Raw genomic sequence first — 21,075 nt, forward strand, 5'->3', positions numbered from 1 at the left:
CGGGTGAACCGGTCGTCGAAGAATCCCCGGTCGCCGAGGATCTCCGCCAGCGCCGCGAGGAGCGCCGAACCCGCTTCCGCTCGCACCGCCGCCCGCGGCCGCGGACCCGGCCCAAGCCACGGGTTCGGCGGGTTCCGGCGGAGCGTCCGAGAACGGCGGCCTGGTCCCGCTCGACCAGCCGATCAGCCTCGACGACCTCGTGGCGGGCAACCGGGCGGCCGGTCCGTTCCTCAGCCCGGCGACGCCGGCGTCGGAAGCCCCGGCGTGGCCGACCGCGGAGGATCTCGCCCCGCTCACTCGCGAGTCGTACGGCGACGGCGCGAGCATGGCGGAGACCGAATTCCCGCCGCTGGTGCTGCCGAAGCGGGAGCCGAAGTACGTCGCCCCGGAAGCGCCGAGGGAGCAGCCGCCCGCCGAGCCGGACGGTTCCGCCGCGCTCGAGGACGACGTGCCCACCCGGCGGCTGCCGATCTACCAGTCGGTGCTGTCGCGCTGGTTCAGCGAGGGCGAGGACAGCGACACCGGCACCGCCGGTTCCGCCGCGCCGGAGCCGGAAACCACCGAGGCCGCCGAGTCGGAGGAGACTCCGGCCGAGCAGCCGAGGGAACGGAGGGCCGAAGCCCTCGAATCGACGCCGCTCTACCCCGGTTCCGACGAACCGGAGGACGACAGCTGGCACAGCGTCTCCGACGAGGGCTGGCAGGCGGCGCAGTCGCTGCTCGAATCCAAGAACGAGGAGATCACGCCCGCCGGGCTGCCCAAGCGCGTGCCCAACGCGTACCTGGTCCCCGGCTCGATCGGCAACGCGCCGGAACCGGCGCAGCAGCAGAATTCGTTCACCGACGCGACCGCTGGAATGCCCGGAACGGGTGCGATCACCCGCTCGGCGGCGGCTGCCCGCAGCCGGATGGCAAGCTTCCAGCGTGGGTACAAGTCCGGCAGGCACGCGCTGAAGGAGCGGCCGCCGGAAGCCCGGCTCGACGACGACGGGGTTCGCGTCACCGGGGCCGGGTATGTGAGCGACAGCAGTGAGGAGCGAGAGTGACACGGGCGGGAGTGCAGCCGGGAGGCGGCTCGGTGCAGCCGAACGGCAGGCAGGCCGGTGGCAGCGCGGCGAGCAGCTTCGCGTGGCTGATCACGGACTTCGTCCACCGGGTGCCCGGTGCGGCGCACGCGGTGGTCGTCTCGGCCGACGGTCTGCTGCTCGCGTCTTCGCGCGGGCTGCCGAAGGACCGGGCGGACCAGCTGGCGGCTGTCGCCTCGGGGCTGACCAGCCTCGCGCGCGGTGCGGCGAAGGTGTTCGAGGGCGGCCCGGTCGCGCAGACCGTGGTCGAGATGGCGAACGGGTTTCTCTTCCTGATGTCGGTGTCCGACGGGTCGTGCCTCGCGGTGCTCGGCTCGCCGGAAAGCGACATCGGCTTGGTGGTGTACGAGATGACTCTGCTGGTCGAACGGGTCGGCCAGCAGCTGACACCGGAGATGCGGGCACAACTGCAGGGCGCTGCGGTCCGTCGCTAGGCGGACCTAGGACTACAGGAGTAAACCGTGGACGACGGGCGCTTGCGCGGCGACGGCCGGCTCGGTGACGAGCACACCGGCGGCTGGGGCGATCGGGAGCAGAGCCGGGAGGACTGGAAGTCCTTCCGGGACCGGGTCGACCGCGAATGGCGTTCGAGGGACGTCCAAGCCGCGGATTCCGATCCGGTGCGCGAACCGCCGAACTGGCTGACCGATTCCAACGCCGGGCAGCAGCCGGGCATCACCGCGGTGCCCGGGTACCGCGAGCGGCTGCTCGGCGGTCCCGGTTCGGAGCTGTTCGGCGGGGCGAGCGGGCCGCTGTACGACTCGGCCGAGTTCGCCGCGTTCAGCGCCGAGCGCGACGGGTCGCCGGGACCGTCTTCGAACGAGCTGGCCGCCGCGCTGCCGATGCAGGCGGCGGGCGAATACGTGGACGAGCCCGCCGAGGTGGAGACCTCGGGGCTGGTCCGGCCTTACTTCCGCACCCGGGGACGCACGAAACCGACCTACGACCTCGCGATCGAGGCCCTGGTGTCGACGAGCGAGCAGGGCCGGGTGCTCGACCGCGTCCGCGTGCCGGAGCACCGGTCGATCTGCGACCTGTGCCTCGACACCCGGTCGGTCGCCGAGGTGGCCGCGCTGCTGCGGCTGCCGCTCGGCGTGGTGCGGGTGCTGATTGGTGACGTGGCGGGCCTCGGCCTGGTGCTCGTGCACACGAGCAGCAGCACGAACGCGGGCGACCGCCCCAGTATCGAGTTCATGGAAAGGGTGCTCAGTGGGCTTCGGAGAATTTGACTCCGACGCGAACACACCGCATACGGGTCCGACCTCGTCGGCCAAGATCGTGGTCGCGGGTGGGTTCGGTTCGGGCAAGACGACTCTGGTCGGGGCGATCTCCGAGATCGACCCGCTGACCACCGAGGCCATGATGACCGAGGCGAGCGTGGGGCACGACGACGTGTCGGCCACGCCGAACAAGACGACCACCACGGTGGCCATGGACTTCGGCCGGATCTCGCTCGACTCCGACTTGGTGCTGTACGTGTTCGGCACACCGGGCCAGCACCGGTTCTGGTTCATGTGGGACGACCTCGCCGTCGGCGCGATCGGCGCGGTCGTGCTCGTGGACACGCGGCGGCTCGCGGACGCGTTCCCGTCCATCGACTTCTTCGAGAACCGGAAGCTGCCCTACGTCGTGGCGATCAACTGCTTCGACCGGCTGCTGCACCACCAGATCGAGGACGTGCGGCACGCGCTCACCATCTCGCCGTCGGTGCCGATCATGGCGTGCGACGCGCGGGAGCGGGAGTCGGCGAAGCAGGTGCTGATCTCCGTCGTGCAGCACGCGATCGCGCACGACACGGCTTTGCGGGCGGGTTAGTCCCGCCTCCGTCCACCCGCCGCCGTCTGCGAAGGAGGCGCCAGCCGACTCCCAGATTCCCGATCCACCCCGGCTCGGGTGCGGCCGTTGGAGTGAACTCCACGGGCTTCACCCGCTTCGGGGAGTGGTGCCTCCGAGCGGGGCGGGCTGAGTAGTCCTGTCCCCTCGCGGCCGAGGCCGGCAGCCCCCGATCGGGGCGTCGGACCGGCGGTGACCTGCACGGACATCCCGCTGCGCACCGTGGCCGCCGCCACCACCGAGTGACCCGCGAATGCGTGGTTGTGCATGCGTTCGCGCGGCGTTACATCCGGCAGACACGTACCGTGCCCGGGCACACGCTCGACACGACCGGGTGCGTGAATACGCTGGAACGACGACTTCACCGCGGCCGGGCGAGGATGTGGCCTGACAGTGGCGAACGGGCGTCCGGCAGCGTTCGAGGAGCTTGGAGGGGCAGTGACCGATTCCGACCGGCCAGCGGACCAGGGCACGTTCAGCTGGCTGATCTCGGATTTCGTGCGCCGGGTCCCGGGTGCGGCGCACGCGGTGCTGGTGTCGGCGGACGGGCTGATGCTCGCGCCCTCGGAGGGGTTGCCGCAGGAACGCGCCGAACAGCTCTCGGCGGTGGCGTCCGGGCTGATCAGCCTCACCCAGGGCGCCGCGCGGTGCTTCGAGGCGGGCGGCGTGAACCAGACCGTGGTCGAGATGGAGCGCGGGTACCTGTTCCTGATGTCGGTCTCCGACGGCTCCTGCCTGGCCGTGCTCGCCGCGCCGACGTGCGACATCGGAACGGTCGCGTACGAGATGACCCTGCTGGTCGAGCGGGTCGGCGAGCAGATCACGCCGGAACTGCGCGCCCAGCTGCAGGGCGGCGGGGTGCTGGGGTAGCCGATGAAGATCTCGGGTTTCGGAGACCAGGACACGGGCGCCTGGGACGCCCTCCACAAAGGCACGGAACGGGAGTCGTTCGACTCGCCGAGCCGGTACGAGCTGAGTTCGCTGACCCTGCGGTTGCCGCATCGGCAGCCTCGGTCGACGCCTCCGCCGTCTTCGCAGCCTTCTCCGCGTGCTGCTCGGCGTCCGGAGCCCGCGCCTCGCCCGGCTCCCGCGCCCGAGCCGCGCCCGGTGCAGCAGGCAGTCGCCCCGCGTCCGGTTGCCCCGCCTCCCGCTCCGGTTCAGGACGAGAGCTGGGACGACGGCTACGAATGGGTCGAGGACGGCGAATCCGGTTACTGGGAGGAGCCCCAGCAGAACCGGTGGGAAGAGCCGCGGCAGAACCACCGCTGGGAAGAGCCAGCGCCTCAGCCCAGCCGTTCCGCGGCACACGACCCGTACTCGTTCGACGAGTACGCCGGTTCGCCCGGCCCGGACGACCGGATGGTGCCGGAAGGCTCCGCGTACCAACCGCAGCACGTCGAACCAGCCCCCCGCAGCAGGCACGCGCTGGTCGAAGAGCCCGCAGCCGAGTACTCCGACCCGGGGCCCGCCTCCGGAGTGTCCGAATTGGACCGGTTCTGGTCCGGCGAGGAGCCCGCGCAGCCGGAACCGCCAGCCCAGCCGACGAAATCGCGCGTGCGGCCGTACGCCCGGACCCGCGGCCGGACCCACTCCGACCACAATCTCGCGCTGGAGGCCCTGGTCTCCACCAGCGACGAGGGCCGCCGCTACCGCGGGGTGCGCTCGATCGAGCACCGGCGGATCTGCGATCTGTGCCTGGAGACCCGGTCGGTCGCGGAGATCGCCGCGCATCTGCACCTGCCGCTCGGCGTGGTGAAGGTACTGGTGGGCGACATGGCCGACATCGGGCTCGTCATGCTGCACCAGACGGATCTGGTGCTGGGCGACCGCTCGTCGCGGGAGTTCATGGAGCGGGTCCTGCAGGGGCTGCGCAACCTCTGACGGCGGGCGCGTTCGCTTCCGGGGCGCGCTGCTTTGTCCTTGCCTCGTTCGGCTCCGCCCGTCTCGCGTCACCCTCACCGCGGCCGATCAGGTCAGGCACGCCTCGGCAGAAAGCATTGGGGGCTCCGTCCATGCCCGCCGCCACCCTCAATGGCGGCGTTCCCCATGCCGCGTTGGGCCGACCTCAGTCCTCGACCAACGCCGCGGAAGTGATGCGGTGCAACGGATACCGCTCGTGGTTCGCGCCTTCCAGCACTCCGCCGCCGACTCGCAGCGGGCGTACTACTCGTTGGCTCGCCGTGCCGCGGGAGTCGACGAAGCCGATCCATACCTCGCGTTGTTCGAGCGTCGCGCGGGACAGCAGGTCGAGCGTCGCTGTCGTGTCCGCACCGCTGCCGCCTGGCGCGCGCACTGTCGAACCGCGCCGCCGGGCCGACGCTTGGTCGCCTGCGCGGAGATTCGACACGATCCGGGTCGCCTGTTCGTCGGTCAGCACCGCTTGTTCGCCCGGCCGGGCGCGTGCCGCGCGGGTGCGGGCGGGCAGGCGTCGCCCGGTGGGGCGCAGGTCGACGACCCGGCCGTCCGGACCCTCCGCCGCGGGAGCGAAACCCGCGCCGCGCAAGGCTTCCAGGACCTCGGCTAGCGGCACCGAGCTGATCAGCACCGTCGGCGCGATCATTCGCAGGTCGTACTCCGCGGCCACCGGATTCGCGAGCACCTCGGCGAGCAGCGCCTCGTCGTCGCAGCGGAGGAAGGACCCCGCGGTACCGCCGCGCAGGCGGCCGTGGCGGCGGGCGACGTCGTCGATCAGGTACGTCAGGCCCTGCGGCACCGGGGTCGCCGACTTGTTGCGGAACATCGCGTGCAGTTCGTCAGCGGTCCGTCCGGTGTCGAGCGCGCGGCGCACGGACGGCTCAGTGACGCGGTAAACCGTTGCGTGGCCAGCGGATTCGACGTCCGCGACCGCGGCCATGTCCGCCGCCAGTTCCGGCTCCAGCGGACCCGGCGCGACGACCGTCAGGTCTGCCTGCACCAGCACGTGGTCGACCGGTGCGGGCAGCGCGTCGTGCATCGCCTCGACCGCGCCGGAGCGGTCGTCCTCCAGCAGCAGCCTCGCGGCGGTGGTGAGGGCGCCGAGGCCGACGAGGCCCAGCGCGGTCGCCTCGGCCATCGTCCAGCGGACGGTTTCGTCGCGAAGCCGACCACCTCGCCGCGGTGCGCGCCAGGCCAGCACGGCCACCAGCTCGTCGACGCTTTTCACGCCTGCGCCCGGATTCAGCTCAGCCAGTGCGGAAAGCAAGCGGTGTCGCGAAACCGGTGCGAGCGGCCGTCGCAACTCCTCGGACAACGGCGCGATCGGCTTGTCCTTCGCGTCCCGTCCACCGGCGAGACCGGGCAGCCGCGGCAGCTCCAGCCACGCTTGCGCGAGCGTCATCCACCGCTGCACCGACGGCGACGCGAGCCAGCTGTCGGTGAGCGTGGTGGGCACGTACTCCGGGGCGGTGTTTTCGCTGTCCGCGACGAGTCCCGCGCCGACGACCAGCTCCGCGAGCAGCGTCGCGCGGGTCTCGTCGACTTCGAGATCCTTGGCGACCTTTTTCAGCTCGCGTACTCCGAGCCCGCCCGCCTTGAGCACCGGCGGCGGCGAATCCGACCACATCCGCAGCAGAGATTCCGTCTGCCGCAGCAATTCCATCGCCTCGCCGGCGGCCGTCTTGTCCACAGTGTCCGTCCGATGTGGATGGACGGGCAGCTCCGGCTCGACCAGCGTGTCCGGCTCGAACGCGAGCCCGCCGCGCAGCAGCAGGCCGAGTTCGCGGGGCAGTTCGACGGTCTGGTCGTCCCGGCGCAGCAACAGGCCGCGCGCGAGAAGCTTCTGCACCGGCGTGGCCGCGTCGGACAACCCGACGTCGAAGCTCGCGTCACGGGTGCGGCCGATCGGCGGCCCAGCGGCCAACGCGGTGAGCACGGCCCGCTCGTCGTCGCCGACCTCCGCGAGCCGCGCGTCGAGGTCGGTGGCGGCCAGCGCGGGCGACGGCGCCCCGAGCCCGGCGGGGAACGGACCGAGCGCGTCGCGGGCCGCGGGCGGCACGCGCAGTTCGTCGTCGGTGCCCCAGACGAGAGCCCGGGCGCGCAGCCGGGCGAGCGGTTCGCTCACGTCCCGGCCGACCAGCGCGGTCACCGCGGACACCGGCACCGGCTCGACGTCGGCGCCGGCGACCAGCAGCGCGTCCATCACCGCGAGGGTGAACGTGTCGAGGTCCTCGCAGGCACGAGCGACCGACCCCGGCGTGCCCGCGCGGGTGGCGAGCACGGTCGTGTCGGACGGAGGAGGGGTGGACAGATCGCGACGCGTGCGCAGCAGTTCGGCGAGTGCGTCGTCGGACTCCGCACGCAGCCAGTCCGCCAGAGAGGTCGCGGGCATAGACACCCAGGATACCGGGCGGGTGCACGCGCACGAGCGGCGTTCGGGCAGACTGGGTGCAGTTTGCCGGACGAGGGCCTCGGAGGAAGCAGTGGCGAAGGGCGACAAGCAGAGCAAGGGCATCGACCCGACGTGGCCGGGCGAGCCGGGCGAGCACCCGGTCACCGAGCTGTCGTCGGACCGGCAGGGAGCGCTTTCGCCGTTCGGCGACCTGACCTTCCCGCTCGAGCAGGTGCCCTACGTGCACCCGGAGACCGAGATCAACCGCTGACCTGCGGACCGCGTTCGGGAGCGCCGTCGCGGCGGCGCCCCCGAGCCTGAAGTTACTGGTCAGTCACCCGGTTGGGGTCGGGTGGCGCGGGTCACCGGACTAGATTCGAGCCGTCCGAACCCACACCACCTGCGGGGAGTACGTGTCATGCCGGTTCCCGGTCCCGGGTATTCGATCACCGTCCGGGTCGAGGCCCCGGCTTCGTCCACGGCTGCGGGGGACCTCACCACCGCGGTCGGCCGCGTCGGCGGCGTGCTGACGGCGTTCGACGTCGTCGAATCGCACGCGGACTCGATCGTGGTCGACATCAGCGCCAACGCGCTGTCGGAAAACCACGCGCAGGACATCACGGCGGCACTCGATTCGCTGCCGGGCGTGCAGGTGCGCAAGGTCTCCGACCGGACGTTCCTGATCCACCTCGGCGGCAAGATCGAGGTCAGCCCCAAGGTCGCGCTCCGCAACCGTGACGACCTCTCCCGCGCGTACACGCCGGGCGTCGCCCGTGTGTGCCAGGCGATCGCCGCGAACCCCGAGGACGCGCGCCGGCTGACCATCAAGCGCAACACCGTCGCGGTGCTCACCGACGGCTCCGCCGTGCTCGGCCTCGGCAACATCGGCCCGGCCGCCGCGCTGCCCGTCATGGAGGGCAAGGCGGCGCTGTTCAAGAAGTTCGCTGACGTCGACGCGTGGCCGGTCTGCCTGGACACCCAGGACACCGAAGAGATCATCATGATCGCGAAGGCGCTCGCGCCGGTGTACGCGGGCATCAACCTCGAGGACATCGCCGCGCCGCGCTGCTTCGAGATCGAGAAGCGGCTGCGCGAGCAGCTGGACATCCCGGTCTTCCACGACGACCAGCACGGCACCGCGATCGTCGTGGTCGCCGCGCTGCGCAACGCGCTGCGCGTGGTCGGGAAGAACATCGAGGACTGCAAGATCGTGGTCAGCGGCGTCGGCGCGGCCGGGTCCGCGATCATCCGCCTGCTGCTGCGCAAGAACCCGGGCGACATCGTGGCCGCCGACATCGACGGCATCGTCTACCCCGAGCGCGGCAACCTCGACGACAACCTGACCTGGATCGCCGAGCACACGAACTCCGCCCGCAAGTCCGGCACCCTGCACGACGCACTGGTCGGCGCGGACGTCTTCATCGGCGTCTCGGCCCCGAACCTGTTCGGCGCGGAGCAGGTCGCCACGATGAACGACGACGCGGTCGTCTTCGCGCTGGCCAACCCGGACCCGGAGATCGACCCGCTGGAGGCGCAGAAGCACGCCGCGGTCGTCGCCACCGGCCGGAGCGACTTCCCGAACCAGATCAACAACGTCCTGGCGTTCCCGGGCGTCTTCCGCGGTCTGCTCGACGCCGCCGCGCACAACATCGACGACAACATGCTGCTGGCCGCCGCCGACGCGATCGCCGACGTGGTGGACAACGGCAAGCTCAACGCGTCGTTCATCGTGCCGAGCGTGTTCGACAGCGCGGTGGCCCCGGCGGTCGCGGAAGCGGTGCGCAACGCGGTGCGGGCGGAACGCGGGCAGTAGCCTCGCGGGCGTGAGTGAACTCAGCCACGTAGACGAGTCCGGGGCGGCCCGGATGGTCGACGTCTCGGACAAGACGGCGTCGAAGCGCACCGCTTTGGCCGGCGGGACGGTCCACACCACCGAAGAGGTGGTGGGCCTCCTGTCGGCCAACGGCCTGCCCAAGGGCGACGCGCTGGCGACCGCGCGGATCGCCGGGATCATGGGCGCCAAACGCGTGCCCGAGCTGATCCCGCTGTGCCACCAGATCGCGCTTTCCGGGGTCAAGGTGGAGTTCGAACTGGCCGGGACCGCCGTGCACATCAGCGCGACGGCCAAGACCACGGACGTCACCGGGGTCGAGATGGAGGCGCTCACCGCCGTCGCGGTCGCCGGGCTCACGCTGCACGACATGATCAAGGCCGTCGACCCGGCCGCGACGCTCGACAACGTGCGGCTCATCCGCAAGGACGGCGGCAAGACCGGGACCTGGGAGCGGCCATGACCGGGACAAAGACCGCCGACGGACTCTCTCCCTCGGAGGCGGCTATGAACACCGCGCGCGTGATCGTCGCGTCCAACCGCGCCGCACGAGGCGTCTACGAGGACAAGACCGGCCCGGTGCTCGTCGCCTGGCTGGCCGGCCGGGGCTACGACGTGCCGCCGCCGGTCGTCGTCGAGGACGGCGACCCGGTGGGCGTCGCGCTGCGTGCGGCGGTGGCCGACGGCGTCCAGGTGATCCTCACGACCGGCGGCACCGGCATCTCGCCGACCGACCGGACCCCGGACGTCACCCGCTCGGTGCTGGACTACGAGCTGCCCGGCGTCGCGGACGCGATCCGCGCGGCCGGGCTGCCGAAGGTGCCCACCGCGGTGCTGTCGCGCGGCGTGGCCGGGGTCGCGGGCCGGACCCTCGTGGTGAACCTCCCGGGGTCGAGCGGCGGCGTCAAGGACGGGCTGCGGGTCCTGGAGGACATTCTCGAGCACGCGGTGGACCAGCTGGCCGGTGGAGACCACCCGCGCGCGGCCGCGCCGCCTGGCCCCGCGGTCCGGATCCTGCGCGCCGAGGTGAGCGACCAGCTGCTGTCGGTCGAGGAACACGCGCGGCTGGTGGAGGACGACGCGGCGGGCGCCGTGGTCACGTTCTCCGGCGTGGTCCGCGACCACGACGGCGGCAAGGGCGTGCGCGATCTGACCTACGAAGGCCACCCCACGGCCCGGGACGTGCTCGCCGAGGTGGTCAACGACCTGGCCGCGCGCTGGAAGGGCGTGCGCGCGGTGGCGGTGAGCCATCGCGTCGGCGCGCTGACGATCGGCGACGTCGCGCTGGCCTGCGCGGTCGCCGCCGAGCACCGCGGCCAGGCGTTCACCGCGTGCGCGGAGCTGGTGGACGAGGTCAAGGCACGGCTTCCGGTGTGGAAGCACCAGCACTTCACCGACGGCACCGACGAATGGGTCAACTCGCCCTGACCCCCTCGTGAGTGTTCATCCCGGTTAGAACCGCGATGAGCACTCACGAGCCCGGACATGACGAAGGGCCCCACCGCCAGGGGATTTGACGCGGTGGGGCCCTTCGGCCGTTCTGTCACAGCAGCGGCTGCGCCGGAACCTGCCTCACGAGGAGGCGGGGATTCACTTGGTGGCGAGCTTCTGGCCGACCACGATGAAGTTCGCGTTCGACACGTACTGCTTGTTCAGCTCCTGCAGCTTCTGGTAGCCGCCCTGGATGTTGTGCTCCTTGGCGATCTTCGAGAGCGTGTCGCCCGCCTTGACGGTGTAGTCACCGTTCGGGTTGGAGTTCGCCACCGCGGCCACGGCCTGGGTGACCTCCTTCTTCGGGGCGATGCTCTTCGGGGTCGCCTTCTTGGTGCTCTTCGGGGTCGAGGTGTGCGCGGAGGCCGAGCTGCCGGCCTTCTTGCTGCACACCGGCCACGCGCCCGGGCCCTGGCCCTGCATCACGCGCTCGGCGACAGCGATCTGCTGCTCACGCGACGCGCCCTGCGGGCTGCCGGTGCCGCCGTAGGCCTTCCAGGTGCTCTGGGTGAACTGGAGGCCGCCGTAGAAGCCGTTGCCAGTGTTGGTGTTCCAGTTGCCGCCGCTCTCGCACTGCGCGATCGCGTCCCAGTTGGTCGCCGACGCGGGGGTCGCGGCGATCGCGAAGGGGGCGCCGACCGCGATACCCGCGACTGCGACACGGGCGATGGTGCGGGTGGCGGCGGACATCTTGCGGTGCTTGCCTCGGTAAGACATCTGAAAACTTCTCGCTTCCTGCGCCTACGAGCACAATGCTGCGGGTCGGGTTGGGAGCCCGTCCGCCCGTTGCCGGGCGGCTGACGCGGACGTCGCACGACGCGCCGTCTTCGTCCCCTCGTCTCTGTCCGGAAATGCTTTCGCTCGGGGTATGGGTCCGGGGATCCGTTGGACAGAGCTGGGCGCTACGGATTCCCGGTGTTGCGTGGTCGGTCGGGGCCAACCGAAAAGCGACGGTACGTAATTCGCGGCGTGATCGGAAATCATTCGGGGTGTGACCTACGTCACAGTAACGGCACGCAACCTGTCTCGATCCGCCTGTTTTCGCAGGTCAGAGCGTCGTTATCTGCCCGTTTTCTTGCCGAGATATTTCACGGATCGTGAGGCTTGGGTCACGTCGATAACGCGTCAAGGGACCATTCGCGGCAGATAAGGGCGGGCACTCTAAACCACTCGTCAACGGTCGGCCACTGACCGCCGAGTGGTTCTTTGAGCTGCGGAAATACGCCGTGAGCGAAACGCTTCGGAGAGTAGGGATAAAGCGTGTTGACCGCTCAGCGCGCCATTGCCGCCATTCGCCGTGGTACGGACCAATCGGCTGGAAACCGCCGCTCCGTCCGTCAGCGCGGCGCTCAGCCGCGTGAACGGCGGCTTGCCAGGCGGTCATCCGCCGGCGAACGGCGGAAGGACGTCCAGATGGGCCCCGTCACTGAGCGCGCGGCCGCGATCGCGGACCGCCATCTCGTTGACCAGGAAGCTCGCCGCGTCGAGAACGCGGGAAAGTTGCCCGGGGTGCAGCTCGCGCAGCACCTGGACGGCATCGGCCACCGTCGCGCCTGCCGCCAGCTCCACCTTCTCCTCCTCGGTGCCCGCCGCGGCCCGCGCCGAGGCGAAGTACCGGACGACGACCGTCACCGGGGAAGAGGACGCCGAGGGAGAGGTCATGGGCTCAACCGCCGATCGCGCTCATCGGCCGGATCGGCTGCGCGAAGCCGGCCTCGTTGATCTCGTGGCCCGCGAGCTTGCGCCACATCGTGGCCCGCCACGCGTCCGCCACCTCCTCATCGCGCGCGCCCGCGCGCACGAGGGAGCGCAGGTCCGTCTCGTCGTTCGAGAAGAGGCAGGAGCGGACCGCGCCGTCCGCGGTCAGCCGGGTGCGCTCGCAGGCGGAGCAGAACGGCCTGGTCACCGACGCGATCACGCCCACGTCGCCCGGTCCTCCGTCGACCAGCCAGCGCTCGGCGGGCGCGCCGCCGCGCGGGGCCGGGAACGGGGAGAGGGTGAAGGCCTCGCCGAGCATCGCGAGGATCTCCTCGGCGGTGATCATGTCGCGGCGGCTCCAGCCGTGCTGCGCGTCCAGCGGCATCTGTTCGATGAACCGCAGGTGGTAGCCCTCTTCGAGGCAGAACCGCAGCAGCGGCACCGCCTCGTGCTCGTTGTACCCGCGCATCAGCACGGAGTTGATCTTGACCGGCGACAGCCCGGCGTCGCGGGCGGCGGCGAGGCCGGCCAGCACGTGCGGCAGCCGGTCGCGGCGGGTCAGCTCGGCGAAGCGCTCGCGGTCGATGGTGTCCAGCGACACGTTGATCCGGTCGAGCCCGGCAGCGACCAGGCCGGGGGCGCGCTTGGCCAGCCCGATCCCGTTGGTGGTCATGGACACCCGGGGGCGAGGGTCGAGCGCGGTGATCCGCTCGACGATCTGCTCCAGTCCCGGGCGCAGCAGCGGTTCGCCGCCGGTCAGCCGGATGTCGGTGACGCCGAGCATCTCCACCGCGATCCGCATGAGCCGGACCAGCTCGTCGTCGGTGAGCACCTGCTCGGTCGGCATCCAGTCGAGGCCCTCGGCCGGCATGCAGTACGTGCAGCGCAGATTGCACCGGTCGGTGAGGGAGACCCGCAGGTCGGTCGCGACGCGGCCGAAGGAGTCGACAAGACCGGGGTGCTCGGGCCGGGGCGTGCCGGAAGGGCCTCGGTTGCCGGGGACACGAGGAAACCCGAGATGTACTGCTGTCATTAGGCTCAGGATAGCTTGCGACGTCGGAAAAGGCAGTCTTGCGAAAAACCTGGAAACCACCCTCGGTTCCGATGTGGAGGCACTCGGTGAGCACCGCTGAGACGAATAGTGAGCTGACTCACCTCGCCGCACTGGCGGCGCGGCTGCGCACGCATCTCGTCCTCCAGCATGCTCGCGACGCCGCCCTCGAGGGACTCTCGGCGACCGAGTTGCAAGCCCTCGAGCTCGCCGGGCACGCCGCGGATTCCCTTACCCCAGGCCGAATCGGGCAGCTCACCGGCTTGTCGACGGGTGCGGTGACCGGCGTGCTCGACCGGCTGGAGAAGGCCGGTCTGGTGCTCCGCGAACGCGACCGGACCGATCGCCGGAAGGTGCTCGTGACGATCACCGAGGCCGGTTCCGAACGGCTCGACGCGATCTCCGCGCGGGTCGCGCGGCGCCTTGCCGGGGTGCTCGGAGAGTTCACTTCCGCAGAACGGAAAGTCCTCGGGCGTTATCAGTTCGCAATGCTCGAAGCGTTACGCGAAAATGCGCGCCCCGCATAGCTTTTCCGCATCTGCGGGGATAATGTTCCGGCCATGCCGCAATTTCGGTTGTCCGAGGCCGCTCGGCTGCTCGGCGTCAGCGACGACACCGTCCGCCGGTGGGTTCGCGCGGGTCAGCTGGCCGCGACGGACGACGCCGCCGGCCGCAAGGTCGTCGACGGCGCTCAGCTCGCCGGGTTCGCGCGGGCGCAAGCCAGCGAGCCGGACGACCCGTCGGCGGTCGGCCGCTCCGCCCGCAACCGCTTCGTCGGGCTCGTCACCGAGGTCGTCGCCGACAAGGTGATGGCGCAGGTCGAACTGCAGTGCGGGGCGCACCGAGTGGTGTCACTGATGAGCACCGAGGCGGTCCGCGAACTCGGGCTGCGCCCGGGCGTGCTCGCGGTCGCCGTGGTCAAGGCGACCACCGTCGTGGTGGAAACCCCGGAAGGATCCAGATGAAGAAGCTCGCCCTCGCCGTCGCTGGAACCGCGGCGATCGCGTCGTTCGCCAGTGCCTGCAGCTCCGGCGATCAGCCCAGCTCCAACTCGGGCGCGGGTTCCGCGTCCGCACCCGCCCCGGCGGCCGGCGCGAGCGGCACGCTGACCGTGTACGCCGCGGCGTCGCTCACCGAATCGTTCAACGCGCTGGGCAAGCAGTTCGAGGCCGCGCACCCGGGCGTCAAGGTCACCTTCGACTACGAGGGCTCGTCCGCGCTCGTGCAGAAACTGGACAACGGGGCCAAAGCCGACGTGTTCGCCTCGGCGGACCAGAAGAACATGGACAAGGCCGTGCAGGACGGGGTCATCGACGGCCAGCCGACGGTGTTCGCCACCAACAAGCTCGCGATCGCCGTGGCCAAGGGGAACCCGAAGGGCATCAAGACCTTCGCCGATCTCACCAAGCCCGGTCTGAACGTGGTCGTGTGCGCGCAGCAGGTGCCGTGCGGTTCGGCCACGCAGAAGGTCGAGCAGAGCACCGGCAAGGCGCTCAAGCCGGTGAGCGAGGAGACGAACGTCAAGCAGGTGCTGGCCAAGGTCCAGTCGGGCGACGCCGACGCCGGCCTGGTGTACGTCACCGACGCGACGTCGGCGGCGGGCAAAGTGGACAAGGTCGACTTCCCGGAGTCCTCGGGCGCGGTGAACCAGTATCCGATCGCGGTCGTCAAGAACGCTCCGCAGGCGGCGCTGGCGAAGGAGTTCACCGACTTCATCCTCGGGGCGCGGGGCAAGGCCGAACTGGCCAAGATCGGCTTTGGTCCTGGCAAGTAAGGCGGGCGCGGCGGCCGAAACCCGGCCGCCGCACGCCCGGGTGCCGTTGCTCCTGTGGTTCCCCGCCGTGGCGGCGCTGGCGCTCGTGGTCCTGCCGGTCATCGGTCTCCTGGTGCGGTCCGATCTCACCCGGCTGCCGTCGCTGCTGGTCACGACTTCGTCGCTGAACGCGCTCCGGCTGTCGCTGGTGACCGCCGCACTGTCCACAGTGGCCTGTGTGGTGCTCGGCGTTCCGCTGGCGGTCGTGCTGGCCCGCTCCCGGGTGCCGGGCGTGCGGATGCTGCGTTCGATCGTGCTGCTGCCGCTCGTGCTGCCGCCCGTGGTCGGCGGCCTGGCTTTGCTGTACCTGTTGGGGCGCAAGGGTTTCCTCGGCGTACTGATCAACTGGCTGACCGGCGAGCAGGTTCCGTTCACGACGGCCGCGGTGGTCATCGCGCAGACGTTCGTGGCGATGCCCTTCCTCGTGGTCAGCCTGGAAGGTGCGCTGCGCGGCTCCGGCGACCGCTACGAGCAGGTCGCTTCGACGCTCGGCGCGCGTCCGTGGACGGTGTTCCGCCGGGTGACGCTGCCGTTGCTGCTGCCCGCGCTGGGGTCCGGTGTGGTGCTGAGCTTCGCCCGCGCGCTGGGCGAGTTCGGCGCGACCATCACGTTCGCGGGCAGTCTGGAAGGCGTGACCCGGACGCTGCCGCTCGAGGTCTACACACAGGCCGAAGTGGACATCGACAGCGCGGTCGCGCTCGCGCTGCTGCTGATCGTGGTCGCGATCCTCGTTATCGCGGTCGCGCGGCCGCGGTCGTGGGAAGGCGGTCTGCGTTGACGCTCTCCGCGCGGCTCGCGCTGACCCGCGGCGAGTTCTCGCTCGAGGTCGAGTTCACTGTGCCCGGCGGCACCGTGCTCGCGCTGCTCGGGCCCAATGGCTCCGGGAAGTCCACTGTGCTCGGCAGCCTCGCCGGTCTGCTGTCGGTGACCTCGGCAGACGTCACGCTCGCCGACCGGCGGCTGGCCGGCAACGGGGTCGACTTGCCGCCGCACGAACGGCGGATCGGTTTGCTCTCCCAGGACGCATTGCTGTTCCCGCATCTGTCCGCAATGGACAATGTCGCGTTCTCGCCGCGCTCGACCGGGACCAGCCGCGCGGAGGCGCGGGCGATCGCCTCGCGGTGGCTGGCCGAAGTGGACGCGGCGGAGTTCGCGAACCGGCGGCCGAGCCAGCTGTCCGGCGGGCAGCAGCAGCGGGTGGCGATCGCGCGAGCGCTGGCGTCCGCGCCGGATTTGCTGCTGCTGGACGAGCCGTTCGCCGCGCTCGACGTGGACTCGGCACCGGCGATCCGCGGTTTGCTGCGCCGAGTGCTGCGCGACGGCCCGACGACGGTGCTGGTCACGCACGACCCGCTGGACGCGTTGGCGTTGGCTGATCACGTCGCGGTGATGAACGGCGGCCGGATCGTCGAACGCGGTCCGACCCGGGAAGTGCTGGCCGCACCGCGGACGCCGTTCACCGCGCGGATCGCCGGGCTGAACCTGGTGTCCGGAGTGGCGGTGGAGGACGGATTGCGCACGCCGCCGGGGGAAGTGGTGACGGGTCTGCTGACGCCCGACACCGTGGTGGGCGAGGCGGCGGTCGCGGTGTTCGCGCCGAACGCTGTCGCGGTCTATCCGCACGATGGCGAGCACCACGGCAGCCCGCGCAACACCACCGACGCCGTCGTCGCGGCACTGGAACCGCACGGGCCGGTGATCCGCGTCCGCACCGAGGGCGGCGGCTGGGCACACGGCTTGACCGCCGACCTCACCCCGGCCGCCGTCGCCGAACTCGCACTGGAGCCCGGCTCGGCGGTGACGCTGTCGGTGAAGGCCGCGACCGTGGCGGTGCATCCGGCCGCAGCCTCCTGATCTGAGCGCCCCGCAGTGGCGTTGGTGGCGCTGGACGCACCGAATGCGGCATTGGGGCGAACCGTCGGCGATCGAGTAGCCGGGCCGGTCGAGCTCGCGGCCGGCCCGGCTGGTCGGCCCGTCGGCCACCGGTCCTCGCACGGCGACCAACGGGAATTTTCCTTCTATTTCGTTCGACCACGCAACTCGCAGTTGTTTGCCGCTGCGCGCTTCGATTGTCGGCCCCGGGAAAATGTCCGGCATAGGTCCACAAGGTGCTCGGCGGAAATGGCGAGTGCAGCCGTTGCCGCTTCGCCGCCAGTGGAATGGTGAACATGTCCTCACCCCACCACGGCGGCCGCAGCACTGGCGGAACCGGCAGCGGGTCAAGGAATTTCGTCAGCCCCCAGTTCGGCCCGGCGATCGGGTCCGCGACGGCCGGACGGTCGGCGATTTCTGCCATCAGGTTGTTCCCCCTTCAATGCGAGGGGCGGGAAGAATCGCGCAACGGCGAATACGCCGGTGTTTACGGAAAAGATTCCCCCGAACCCCCTCGGCGACCGGCGGCGCGACTCCCCTCGCGTTACCGGAAATTTCCACTGTAGTCGTTTTCGTCGTATGCCGCAGGCGTCTCGCGCGCGTGATAGGTTTTCGCGCATGAGCGAAGGCCGGTGGACATATCTCTCCGACATGGACGGTGTGCTGGTCAGGGAGGAACATCTCGTCCCGAGGGCGGACGAGTTCCTCGACGAACTGCGAAGCAACGAGATCGATTTCCTGGTGCTCACCAATAACTCGATCTACACCCCGCGCGACTTGCGCGCGCGGCTGTTGCGCACCGGATTGGACATCCCCGAGGAATCGATCTGGACCTCCGCGCTGGCGACCGCGAAGTTCCTCGCGTCGCAGCGGCCCAACGGCTCGGCGTTCGTGATCGGCGAGGCCGGGCTCACCACGGCGTTGCACGAGGTCGGCTACGTGCTGACCGAACGCGACCCGGACTACGTCGTGCTCGGCGAGACCCGCACGTACAGCTTCAGCGCGATCACGCGCGCGATCCGGCTGATCGAGGGCGGCGCGAAGTTCATCGCGACCAACCCGGACGCGACCGGCCCGAGCGTCGAGGGCTCGATGCCGGCCACCGGGTCCGTCGCGGCGCTGATCGAGCGGGCCACCGGCCGCTCGCCGTACTACGTCGGCAAGCCGAACCCGCTGATGATGCGGTCCGCGCTGCGCCGGCTGGGCGCGCATTCGGAGTCGACGCTCATGATCGGCGACCGGATGGACACCGACGTGCACTCCGGGATCGAGGCGGGACTGCAGACCATTCTGGTGCTCACCGGCATCTCGAACGAGGAGTCGGTGGAGAGCTATCCCTACCGGCCGACGAAGGTGATCGGCTCGGTCGCCGACCTGATCGGGCGAACGCTCGACCCGTTCGGCGAAGGCTGACCGCCCACCGCCCGGGAACAGGGCATATCGTCGAACAATGAGCGTCTATGTGGTGGGCGACGTCCACGGGCACCGGGACGCCCTGGTTGACGCGCTGCGCGCCGAGGGCCTGGTCGACAGCGACGGCAACTGGGCCGGCGCCGAAGACCGATTGTGGTTCCTCGGCGACTTCACCGACCGCGGCCCGGACGGCGTCGGGGTGATCGACCTCGTGCGCGGGCTGCAGGCGCAGGCGGCCGAGGCGGGCGGGTCGGTGCAGATGCTGCTCGGCAACCACGAGATCCTGCTGCTGGGGATGTACCACTTCGGCGACCGCCCGGTGCCGTCCGACTTCGGCCCGCGCAGTTTCGCGCGCAGCTGGGAGATCAACGGCGGCCTGCTGTCGGACCAGGACCGGCTCACCCCCGAGCACATCGAATGGCTCACCGCTCGCCCGCTGGTCGCGGTCGACGAGGACCACCTGCTGCTGCACTCGGACACCCTCGAGTACCTCGACTGGGGCGAGGACATCGACTCGATCAACGCCACCGCGCACGACATCCTGTCCGGCAGCAACATCGAGGACTGGTGGGACGTGTGGCGGCGGATGACCACCCGGTACGCCTTCCGCGGCCCGGACGGCGAGGAGAACGCCGATCGGCTGCTGGACGCGTTGGGCGGTTCGCGGATCGTGCACGGGCACAGCGTCATCGCCGACCAGTTGGGCATCCACCCGACGCAGATCGAGGGCCCGTATCTCTACGCCGGCGGGAAAGCACTGGGCATCGACGGCGGGCTGTTCGTCGGCGGGCCGTGCCTCGTGGTGAAGCTGCCCTTCGAGCCGGAGGATTAGCCGGCCGGGGCGTACCGCAGCTCGAGGATTCCGGACGGGAAGGCGGTGCTCTTCACCAGGCGCAGCCGCCGCGCTTCGTCCAGTTCGGGGAACAGCGCCGCGCCCTTGCCGGTGACGGCGGGGAGCACCCACAGGCGGTACTCGTCGACCACGCCGAGCTTGATCAGCGAGTGCAGGAGCGCGGTGCCGCCCGCGGCGACGAGGTCCTTGCCGGGCTCGGCCTTGAGCTTGGCGATCTCCTCCGCGAGGTCGCCGCTGGCGATCCGGGTCTCGGCCCAGTCGGTGGTGGTGAGCGTTCTGGAGAACACGATCTTGGGGATCGCGTTCATCGCCTTGGCCGACGGGTGGTCCGACGTGGGCCAGAAGCCCGCCATGGCCTCGTACGTGGTGCGGCCCATGAGGAAGGCCCCGGCGTCCCACAGCTGGTCGACGAAGTATTTCTCCTGCTCGGGGTCGTCGATCGACATCATGACGTCCCGGATGCCGTTGTCGGCGTCGGCGCTCTTGCCGTCGAGGGAGACGTAGAAACCGAGGATCAGCTTTCGCGTGGTTGTCATGCGCCCAGCGTGCTGCCGATGGTTTGAGTTGTCAAGACAAAATTATTTTTCGGTTGGACGTGCTGACACGCCCCGAGGCGCACCGGGCAGCCGGTGCACCTCGTGCGGATCAAGCGAAGGCGGACCTCACGCTTCGACGATCTCCTTGCCCAGCGGCATCAGCGAGATCGGGATCATCTTGAAGTTGGCCAGTCCCAGCGGGATGCCGATGATCGTCAGGCACTGCAAGGCCCCGGTGATCAGGTGGCCGATGCTGAGCCACAGTCCGGCGACCAGGAACCAGATCACGTTGCCGACGAACGAGCCGGCCCCGGCGTCGCGCCGGTCGATCACCGTCCGGCCGAAGGGCCACAGCGCGTAGTTCGCGATCCGGAACGACGCGATTCCGAACGGGATCGTGACGATCAGGACGCAGCAGACCACTCCGGCCAGCAGGTAGCCCAGCGCCATCCAGAAACCGGCAAGGACGAGCCAGATCACGTTGAGGATCAAGCGCATCAGACGTGCAACTCCCCGCTCACTACGGTGACGGCCTGGCCGCGCAGCAGCACGCGGTCGTCGCGGACTTCGGTGCGTACGGTTCCGCCTCGGGCGGAGACCTGCTGCCCGACGAGAGCGGATTTGCCCAGTTCCCGCGCCCAGTACGGAGCCAGAGAACAGTGCGCGGACCCGGTGACCGGATCCTCGTCGACGCCTACGCCAGGCCCGAAGAACCGGCTGACGAAGTCGTCGCCCGCCGCGGTGATGATGAGCCGTCCGGTCCAGGTGGCGCGGAGGGCGTCGAGGTCCGGCTCGGCGTTCCGGACCGCTTCGACGCTGTCGAGCACCGCGAAGAGGTTCTCGCGAGCCCGGCCGGCGAACTTCACGGGTGCCTTGAGAATGTGGGAGAGGTCTTCGCCGGTCTCGACGGGCGGGTCGGCCGGGAAGTCCATCTCGATCCAGCCGTCGGCCTTCGTGCAGGTCAGCTGGCCGCTGAGGGTGTCGTAAACCTGGTGTCCGCCAAGGACATGCGTAACCGCGATGGTGGCGTGCCCGCAGAGCGAGACCTCGTCGGTCGGGGTGAACCAGCGGAGCGATTTCGCGCCGTCGCCGGCGTTGACGACAAAAGCGGTCTCGGAGTGCTTCATCTCCGCCGCGACCTGCTGCATCCACGTCGCGTCCGCGGGTTGTTCGAGGACGACGACTCCAGCCGGGTTGCCGGCGAAGGCCTGGTCGGTGAAGGCGTCGACTAGGTGAAATCGCATGGAACCGATCTTGCCTTGCCGCGCGGGGCCGGGGCATCGGGGATTAGCCC

The 21,075-nt window shown here is 70.3% G+C and carries 24 protein-coding genes; 17 read left to right on the top strand and 7 right to left on the bottom strand.

Features of this window, described 5'->3' with window-relative positions:
- Window positions 1-199: 199 nt before the first annotated feature.
- From H5411_RS36995 to H5411_RS37020, 6 genes are all read left to right on the top strand, one after another.
- On the top strand, window positions 200-1,045 hold the full coding sequence (locus H5411_RS36995) for a hypothetical protein (protein ID WP_220817995.1): 846 nt from the start codon (window positions 200-202) through the stop codon (window positions 1,043-1,045).
- Window positions 1,042-1,518, top strand: a complete 477-nt coding sequence (locus tag H5411_RS37000; protein WP_369871052.1) for a roadblock/LC7 domain-containing protein — start codon at window positions 1,042-1,044, stop codon at window positions 1,516-1,518. The genes H5411_RS36995 and H5411_RS37000 overlap by 4 nt, the downstream gene beginning before the upstream one ends.
- 27 nt (window positions 1,519-1,545) lie before the next feature.
- Window positions 1,546-2,313 carry a DUF742 domain-containing protein gene (locus H5411_RS37005; RefSeq protein ID WP_183126479.1) on the top strand — a complete coding sequence of 256 codons (768 nt, stop codon included), beginning with the start codon at window positions 1,546-1,548 and terminating at the stop codon, window positions 2,311-2,313.
- Window positions 2,294-2,899 (top strand): GTP-binding protein, encoded by a 606-nt coding sequence (locus tag H5411_RS37010; protein ID WP_101437321.1) that lies wholly within the window; start codon window positions 2,294-2,296, stop codon window positions 2,897-2,899. The genes H5411_RS37005 and H5411_RS37010 overlap by 20 nt, the downstream gene beginning before the upstream one ends.
- Before the next feature lie 456 nt (window positions 2,900-3,355).
- Window positions 3,356-3,787 (top strand): roadblock/LC7 domain-containing protein, encoded by a 432-nt coding sequence (locus H5411_RS37015; protein WP_009083953.1) that lies wholly within the window; start codon window positions 3,356-3,358, stop codon window positions 3,785-3,787.
- Between the two features lie 3 nt (window positions 3,788-3,790).
- The gene (locus H5411_RS37020) at window positions 3,791-4,798 is read left to right on the top strand and encodes a DUF742 domain-containing protein (RefSeq protein ID WP_183126480.1); all 1,008 of its coding nucleotides are present in this window, start codon (window positions 3,791-3,793) and stop codon (window positions 4,796-4,798) included.
- A gap of 184 nt (window positions 4,799-4,982) precedes the next feature.
- On the opposite strand, the gene H5411_RS37025 is transcribed toward H5411_RS37020, so the two are convergent.
- Window positions 4,983-7,223: a helicase-associated domain-containing protein gene (locus tag H5411_RS37025; protein WP_183126481.1), complete on the bottom strand. Its 2,241-nt coding sequence runs from the start codon at window positions 7,221-7,223 to the stop codon at window positions 4,983-4,985.
- 91 nt (window positions 7,224-7,314) lie between these two features.
- Between H5411_RS37025 and H5411_RS37030 the strand changes: the two genes are divergently transcribed.
- From H5411_RS37030 to H5411_RS37045, 4 genes are all read left to right on the top strand, one after another.
- Complete coding sequence (locus tag H5411_RS37030; RefSeq protein WP_037361511.1) at window positions 7,315-7,494, top strand: hypothetical protein; 180 nt, start codon at window positions 7,315-7,317, stop codon at window positions 7,492-7,494.
- Window positions 7,495-7,641: 147 nt separating this feature from the next.
- Complete coding sequence (locus H5411_RS37035; RefSeq protein ID WP_183126482.1) at window positions 7,642-9,036, top strand: NAD-dependent malic enzyme; 1,395 nt, start codon at window positions 7,642-7,644, stop codon at window positions 9,034-9,036.
- Between the two features lie 10 nt (window positions 9,037-9,046).
- Window positions 9,047-9,517, top strand: coding sequence for a cyclic pyranopterin monophosphate synthase MoaC (gene moaC, locus H5411_RS37040; RefSeq protein WP_101437325.1), 471 nt, complete (start codon window positions 9,047-9,049; stop codon window positions 9,515-9,517).
- 44 nt (window positions 9,518-9,561) lie between these two features.
- Window positions 9,562-10,482: a molybdenum cofactor biosynthesis protein MoaE gene (locus tag H5411_RS37045; RefSeq protein ID WP_183126483.1), complete on the top strand. Its 921-nt coding sequence runs from the start codon at window positions 9,562-9,564 to the stop codon at window positions 10,480-10,482.
- A gap of 162 nt (window positions 10,483-10,644) precedes the next feature.
- On the opposite strand, the gene H5411_RS37050 is transcribed toward H5411_RS37045, so the two are convergent.
- The 3 genes from H5411_RS37050 to moaA form a co-directional block, all read right to left on the bottom strand.
- Window positions 10,645-11,262: a LysM peptidoglycan-binding domain-containing protein gene (locus tag H5411_RS37050; RefSeq protein ID WP_183126484.1), complete on the bottom strand. Its 618-nt coding sequence runs from the start codon at window positions 11,260-11,262 to the stop codon at window positions 10,645-10,647.
- Between the two features lie 663 nt (window positions 11,263-11,925).
- Window positions 11,926-12,207 (bottom strand): MoaD/ThiS family protein, encoded by a 282-nt coding sequence (locus tag H5411_RS37055; protein WP_101437327.1) that lies wholly within the window; start codon window positions 12,205-12,207, stop codon window positions 11,926-11,928.
- 4 nt (window positions 12,208-12,211) lie between these two features.
- Window positions 12,212-13,276, bottom strand: a complete 1,065-nt coding sequence (gene moaA / locus H5411_RS37060; RefSeq protein WP_101437328.1) for a GTP 3',8-cyclase MoaA — start codon at window positions 13,274-13,276, stop codon at window positions 12,212-12,214.
- Window positions 13,277-13,362: 86 nt separating this feature from the next.
- Between moaA and H5411_RS37065 the strand changes: the two genes are divergently transcribed.
- The 7 genes from H5411_RS37065 to H5411_RS37095 all read left to right on the top strand — a co-directional run bounded on the left by H5411_RS37065 (window position 13,363) and on the right by H5411_RS37095 (window position 19,224).
- Window positions 13,363-13,821, top strand: coding sequence for a MarR family winged helix-turn-helix transcriptional regulator (locus H5411_RS37065; protein WP_244194697.1), 459 nt, complete (start codon window positions 13,363-13,365; stop codon window positions 13,819-13,821).
- 33 nt (window positions 13,822-13,854) lie between these two features.
- A complete protein-coding gene (locus H5411_RS37070) occupies window positions 13,855-14,259 on the top strand; it encodes a TOBE domain-containing protein (protein ID WP_101437330.1) in 405 nt (134 codons plus the stop codon).
- The gene (gene modA, locus H5411_RS37075) at window positions 14,256-15,068 is read left to right on the top strand and encodes a molybdate ABC transporter substrate-binding protein (RefSeq protein WP_183126485.1); all 813 of its coding nucleotides are present in this window, start codon (window positions 14,256-14,258) and stop codon (window positions 15,066-15,068) included. Before H5411_RS37070 ends, modA begins: the two co-directional genes overlap by 4 nt.
- A gap of 40 nt (window positions 15,069-15,108) precedes the next feature.
- The gene (locus H5411_RS37080; protein ID WP_183126501.1) at window positions 15,109-15,885 is read left to right on the top strand and encodes an ABC transporter permease; all 777 of its coding nucleotides are present in this window, start codon (window positions 15,109-15,111) and stop codon (window positions 15,883-15,885) included.
- Window positions 15,882-16,961, top strand: a complete 1,080-nt coding sequence (locus H5411_RS37085) for a sulfate/molybdate ABC transporter ATP-binding protein (RefSeq protein ID WP_183126486.1) — start codon at window positions 15,882-15,884, stop codon at window positions 16,959-16,961. Before H5411_RS37080 ends, H5411_RS37085 begins: the two co-directional genes overlap by 4 nt.
- 636 nt (window positions 16,962-17,597) lie before the next feature.
- A complete protein-coding gene (locus tag H5411_RS37090) occupies window positions 17,598-18,392 on the top strand; it encodes an HAD-IIA family hydrolase (protein WP_101437334.1) in 795 nt (264 codons plus the stop codon).
- Between the two features lie 37 nt (window positions 18,393-18,429).
- The gene (locus tag H5411_RS37095; RefSeq protein ID WP_101437335.1) at window positions 18,430-19,224 is read left to right on the top strand and encodes a metallophosphoesterase family protein; all 795 of its coding nucleotides are present in this window, start codon (window positions 18,430-18,432) and stop codon (window positions 19,222-19,224) included.
- Here H5411_RS37095 and H5411_RS37100 read toward each other — a convergent pair.
- The 3 genes from H5411_RS37100 to H5411_RS37110 all read right to left on the bottom strand — a co-directional run bounded on the left by H5411_RS37100 (window position 19,221) and on the right by H5411_RS37110 (window position 21,025).
- Complete coding sequence (locus tag H5411_RS37100) at window positions 19,221-19,781, bottom strand: dihydrofolate reductase family protein (protein ID WP_183126487.1); 561 nt, start codon at window positions 19,779-19,781, stop codon at window positions 19,221-19,223. The genes H5411_RS37095 and H5411_RS37100 overlap by 4 nt on opposite strands.
- A gap of 126 nt (window positions 19,782-19,907) precedes the next feature.
- Window positions 19,908-20,279 carry a YccF domain-containing protein gene (locus H5411_RS37105; RefSeq protein WP_101437337.1) on the bottom strand — a complete coding sequence of 124 codons (372 nt, stop codon included), beginning with the start codon at window positions 20,277-20,279 and terminating at the stop codon, window positions 19,908-19,910.
- Window positions 20,279-21,025, bottom strand: a complete 747-nt coding sequence (locus H5411_RS37110; RefSeq protein WP_183126488.1) for a PhzF family phenazine biosynthesis protein — start codon at window positions 21,023-21,025, stop codon at window positions 20,279-20,281. Before H5411_RS37110 ends, H5411_RS37105 begins: the two co-directional genes overlap by 1 nt.
- Between the last annotated feature and the right edge of the window lie 50 nt (window positions 21,026-21,075).

The sequence above is a fragment of the Amycolatopsis echigonensis genome (assembly GCF_014174495.1).
Lineage (GTDB): Bacteria > Actinomycetota > Actinomycetes > Mycobacteriales > Pseudonocardiaceae > Amycolatopsis > Amycolatopsis echigonensis.

What these genes read in the sequence shown, in the direction of transcription:
- H5411_RS37020 (WP_183126480.1), top strand. Translation starts at nt 3,791, where the DNA reads ATGAAGATCTCGGGTTTCGGAGACCAGGACACGGGCGCCTGGGACGCC.
- H5411_RS37025 (WP_183126481.1), bottom strand. Translation starts at nt 7,223, where the DNA reads ATGCCCGCGACCTCTCTGGCGGACTGGCTGCGTGCGGAGTCCGACGAC.
- H5411_RS37035 (WP_183126482.1), top strand. Translation starts at nt 7,642, where the DNA reads ATGCCGGTTCCCGGTCCCGGGTATTCGATCACCGTCCGGGTCGAGGCC.
- H5411_RS37045 (WP_183126483.1), top strand. Translation starts at nt 9,562, where the DNA reads ATGAACACCGCGCGCGTGATCGTCGCGTCCAACCGCGCCGCACGAGGC.
- H5411_RS37050 (WP_183126484.1), bottom strand. Translation starts at nt 11,262, where the DNA reads ATGTCTTACCGAGGCAAGCACCGCAAGATGTCCGCCGCCACCCGCACC.
- H5411_RS37055 (WP_101437327.1), bottom strand. Translation starts at nt 12,207, where the DNA reads ATGACCTCTCCCTCGGCGTCCTCTTCCCCGGTGACGGTCGTCGTCCGG.
- moaA (WP_101437328.1), bottom strand. Translation starts at nt 13,276, where the DNA reads ATGACAGCAGTACATCTCGGGTTTCCTCGTGTCCCCGGCAACCGAGGC.
- H5411_RS37070 (WP_101437330.1), top strand. Translation starts at nt 13,855, where the DNA reads ATGCCGCAATTTCGGTTGTCCGAGGCCGCTCGGCTGCTCGGCGTCAGC.
- modA (WP_183126485.1), top strand. Translation starts at nt 14,256, where the DNA reads ATGAAGAAGCTCGCCCTCGCCGTCGCTGGAACCGCGGCGATCGCGTCG.
- H5411_RS37090 (WP_101437334.1), top strand. Translation starts at nt 17,598, where the DNA reads ATGAGCGAAGGCCGGTGGACATATCTCTCCGACATGGACGGTGTGCTG.
- H5411_RS37095 (WP_101437335.1), top strand. Translation starts at nt 18,430, where the DNA reads ATGAGCGTCTATGTGGTGGGCGACGTCCACGGGCACCGGGACGCCCTG.
- H5411_RS37100 (WP_183126487.1), bottom strand. Translation starts at nt 19,781, where the DNA reads ATGACAACCACGCGAAAGCTGATCCTCGGTTTCTACGTCTCCCTCGAC.
- H5411_RS37105 (WP_101437337.1), bottom strand. Translation starts at nt 20,279, where the DNA reads ATGCGCTTGATCCTCAACGTGATCTGGCTCGTCCTTGCCGGTTTCTGG.
- H5411_RS37110 (WP_183126488.1), bottom strand. Translation starts at nt 21,025, where the DNA reads ATGCGATTTCACCTAGTCGACGCCTTCACCGACCAGGCCTTCGCCGGC.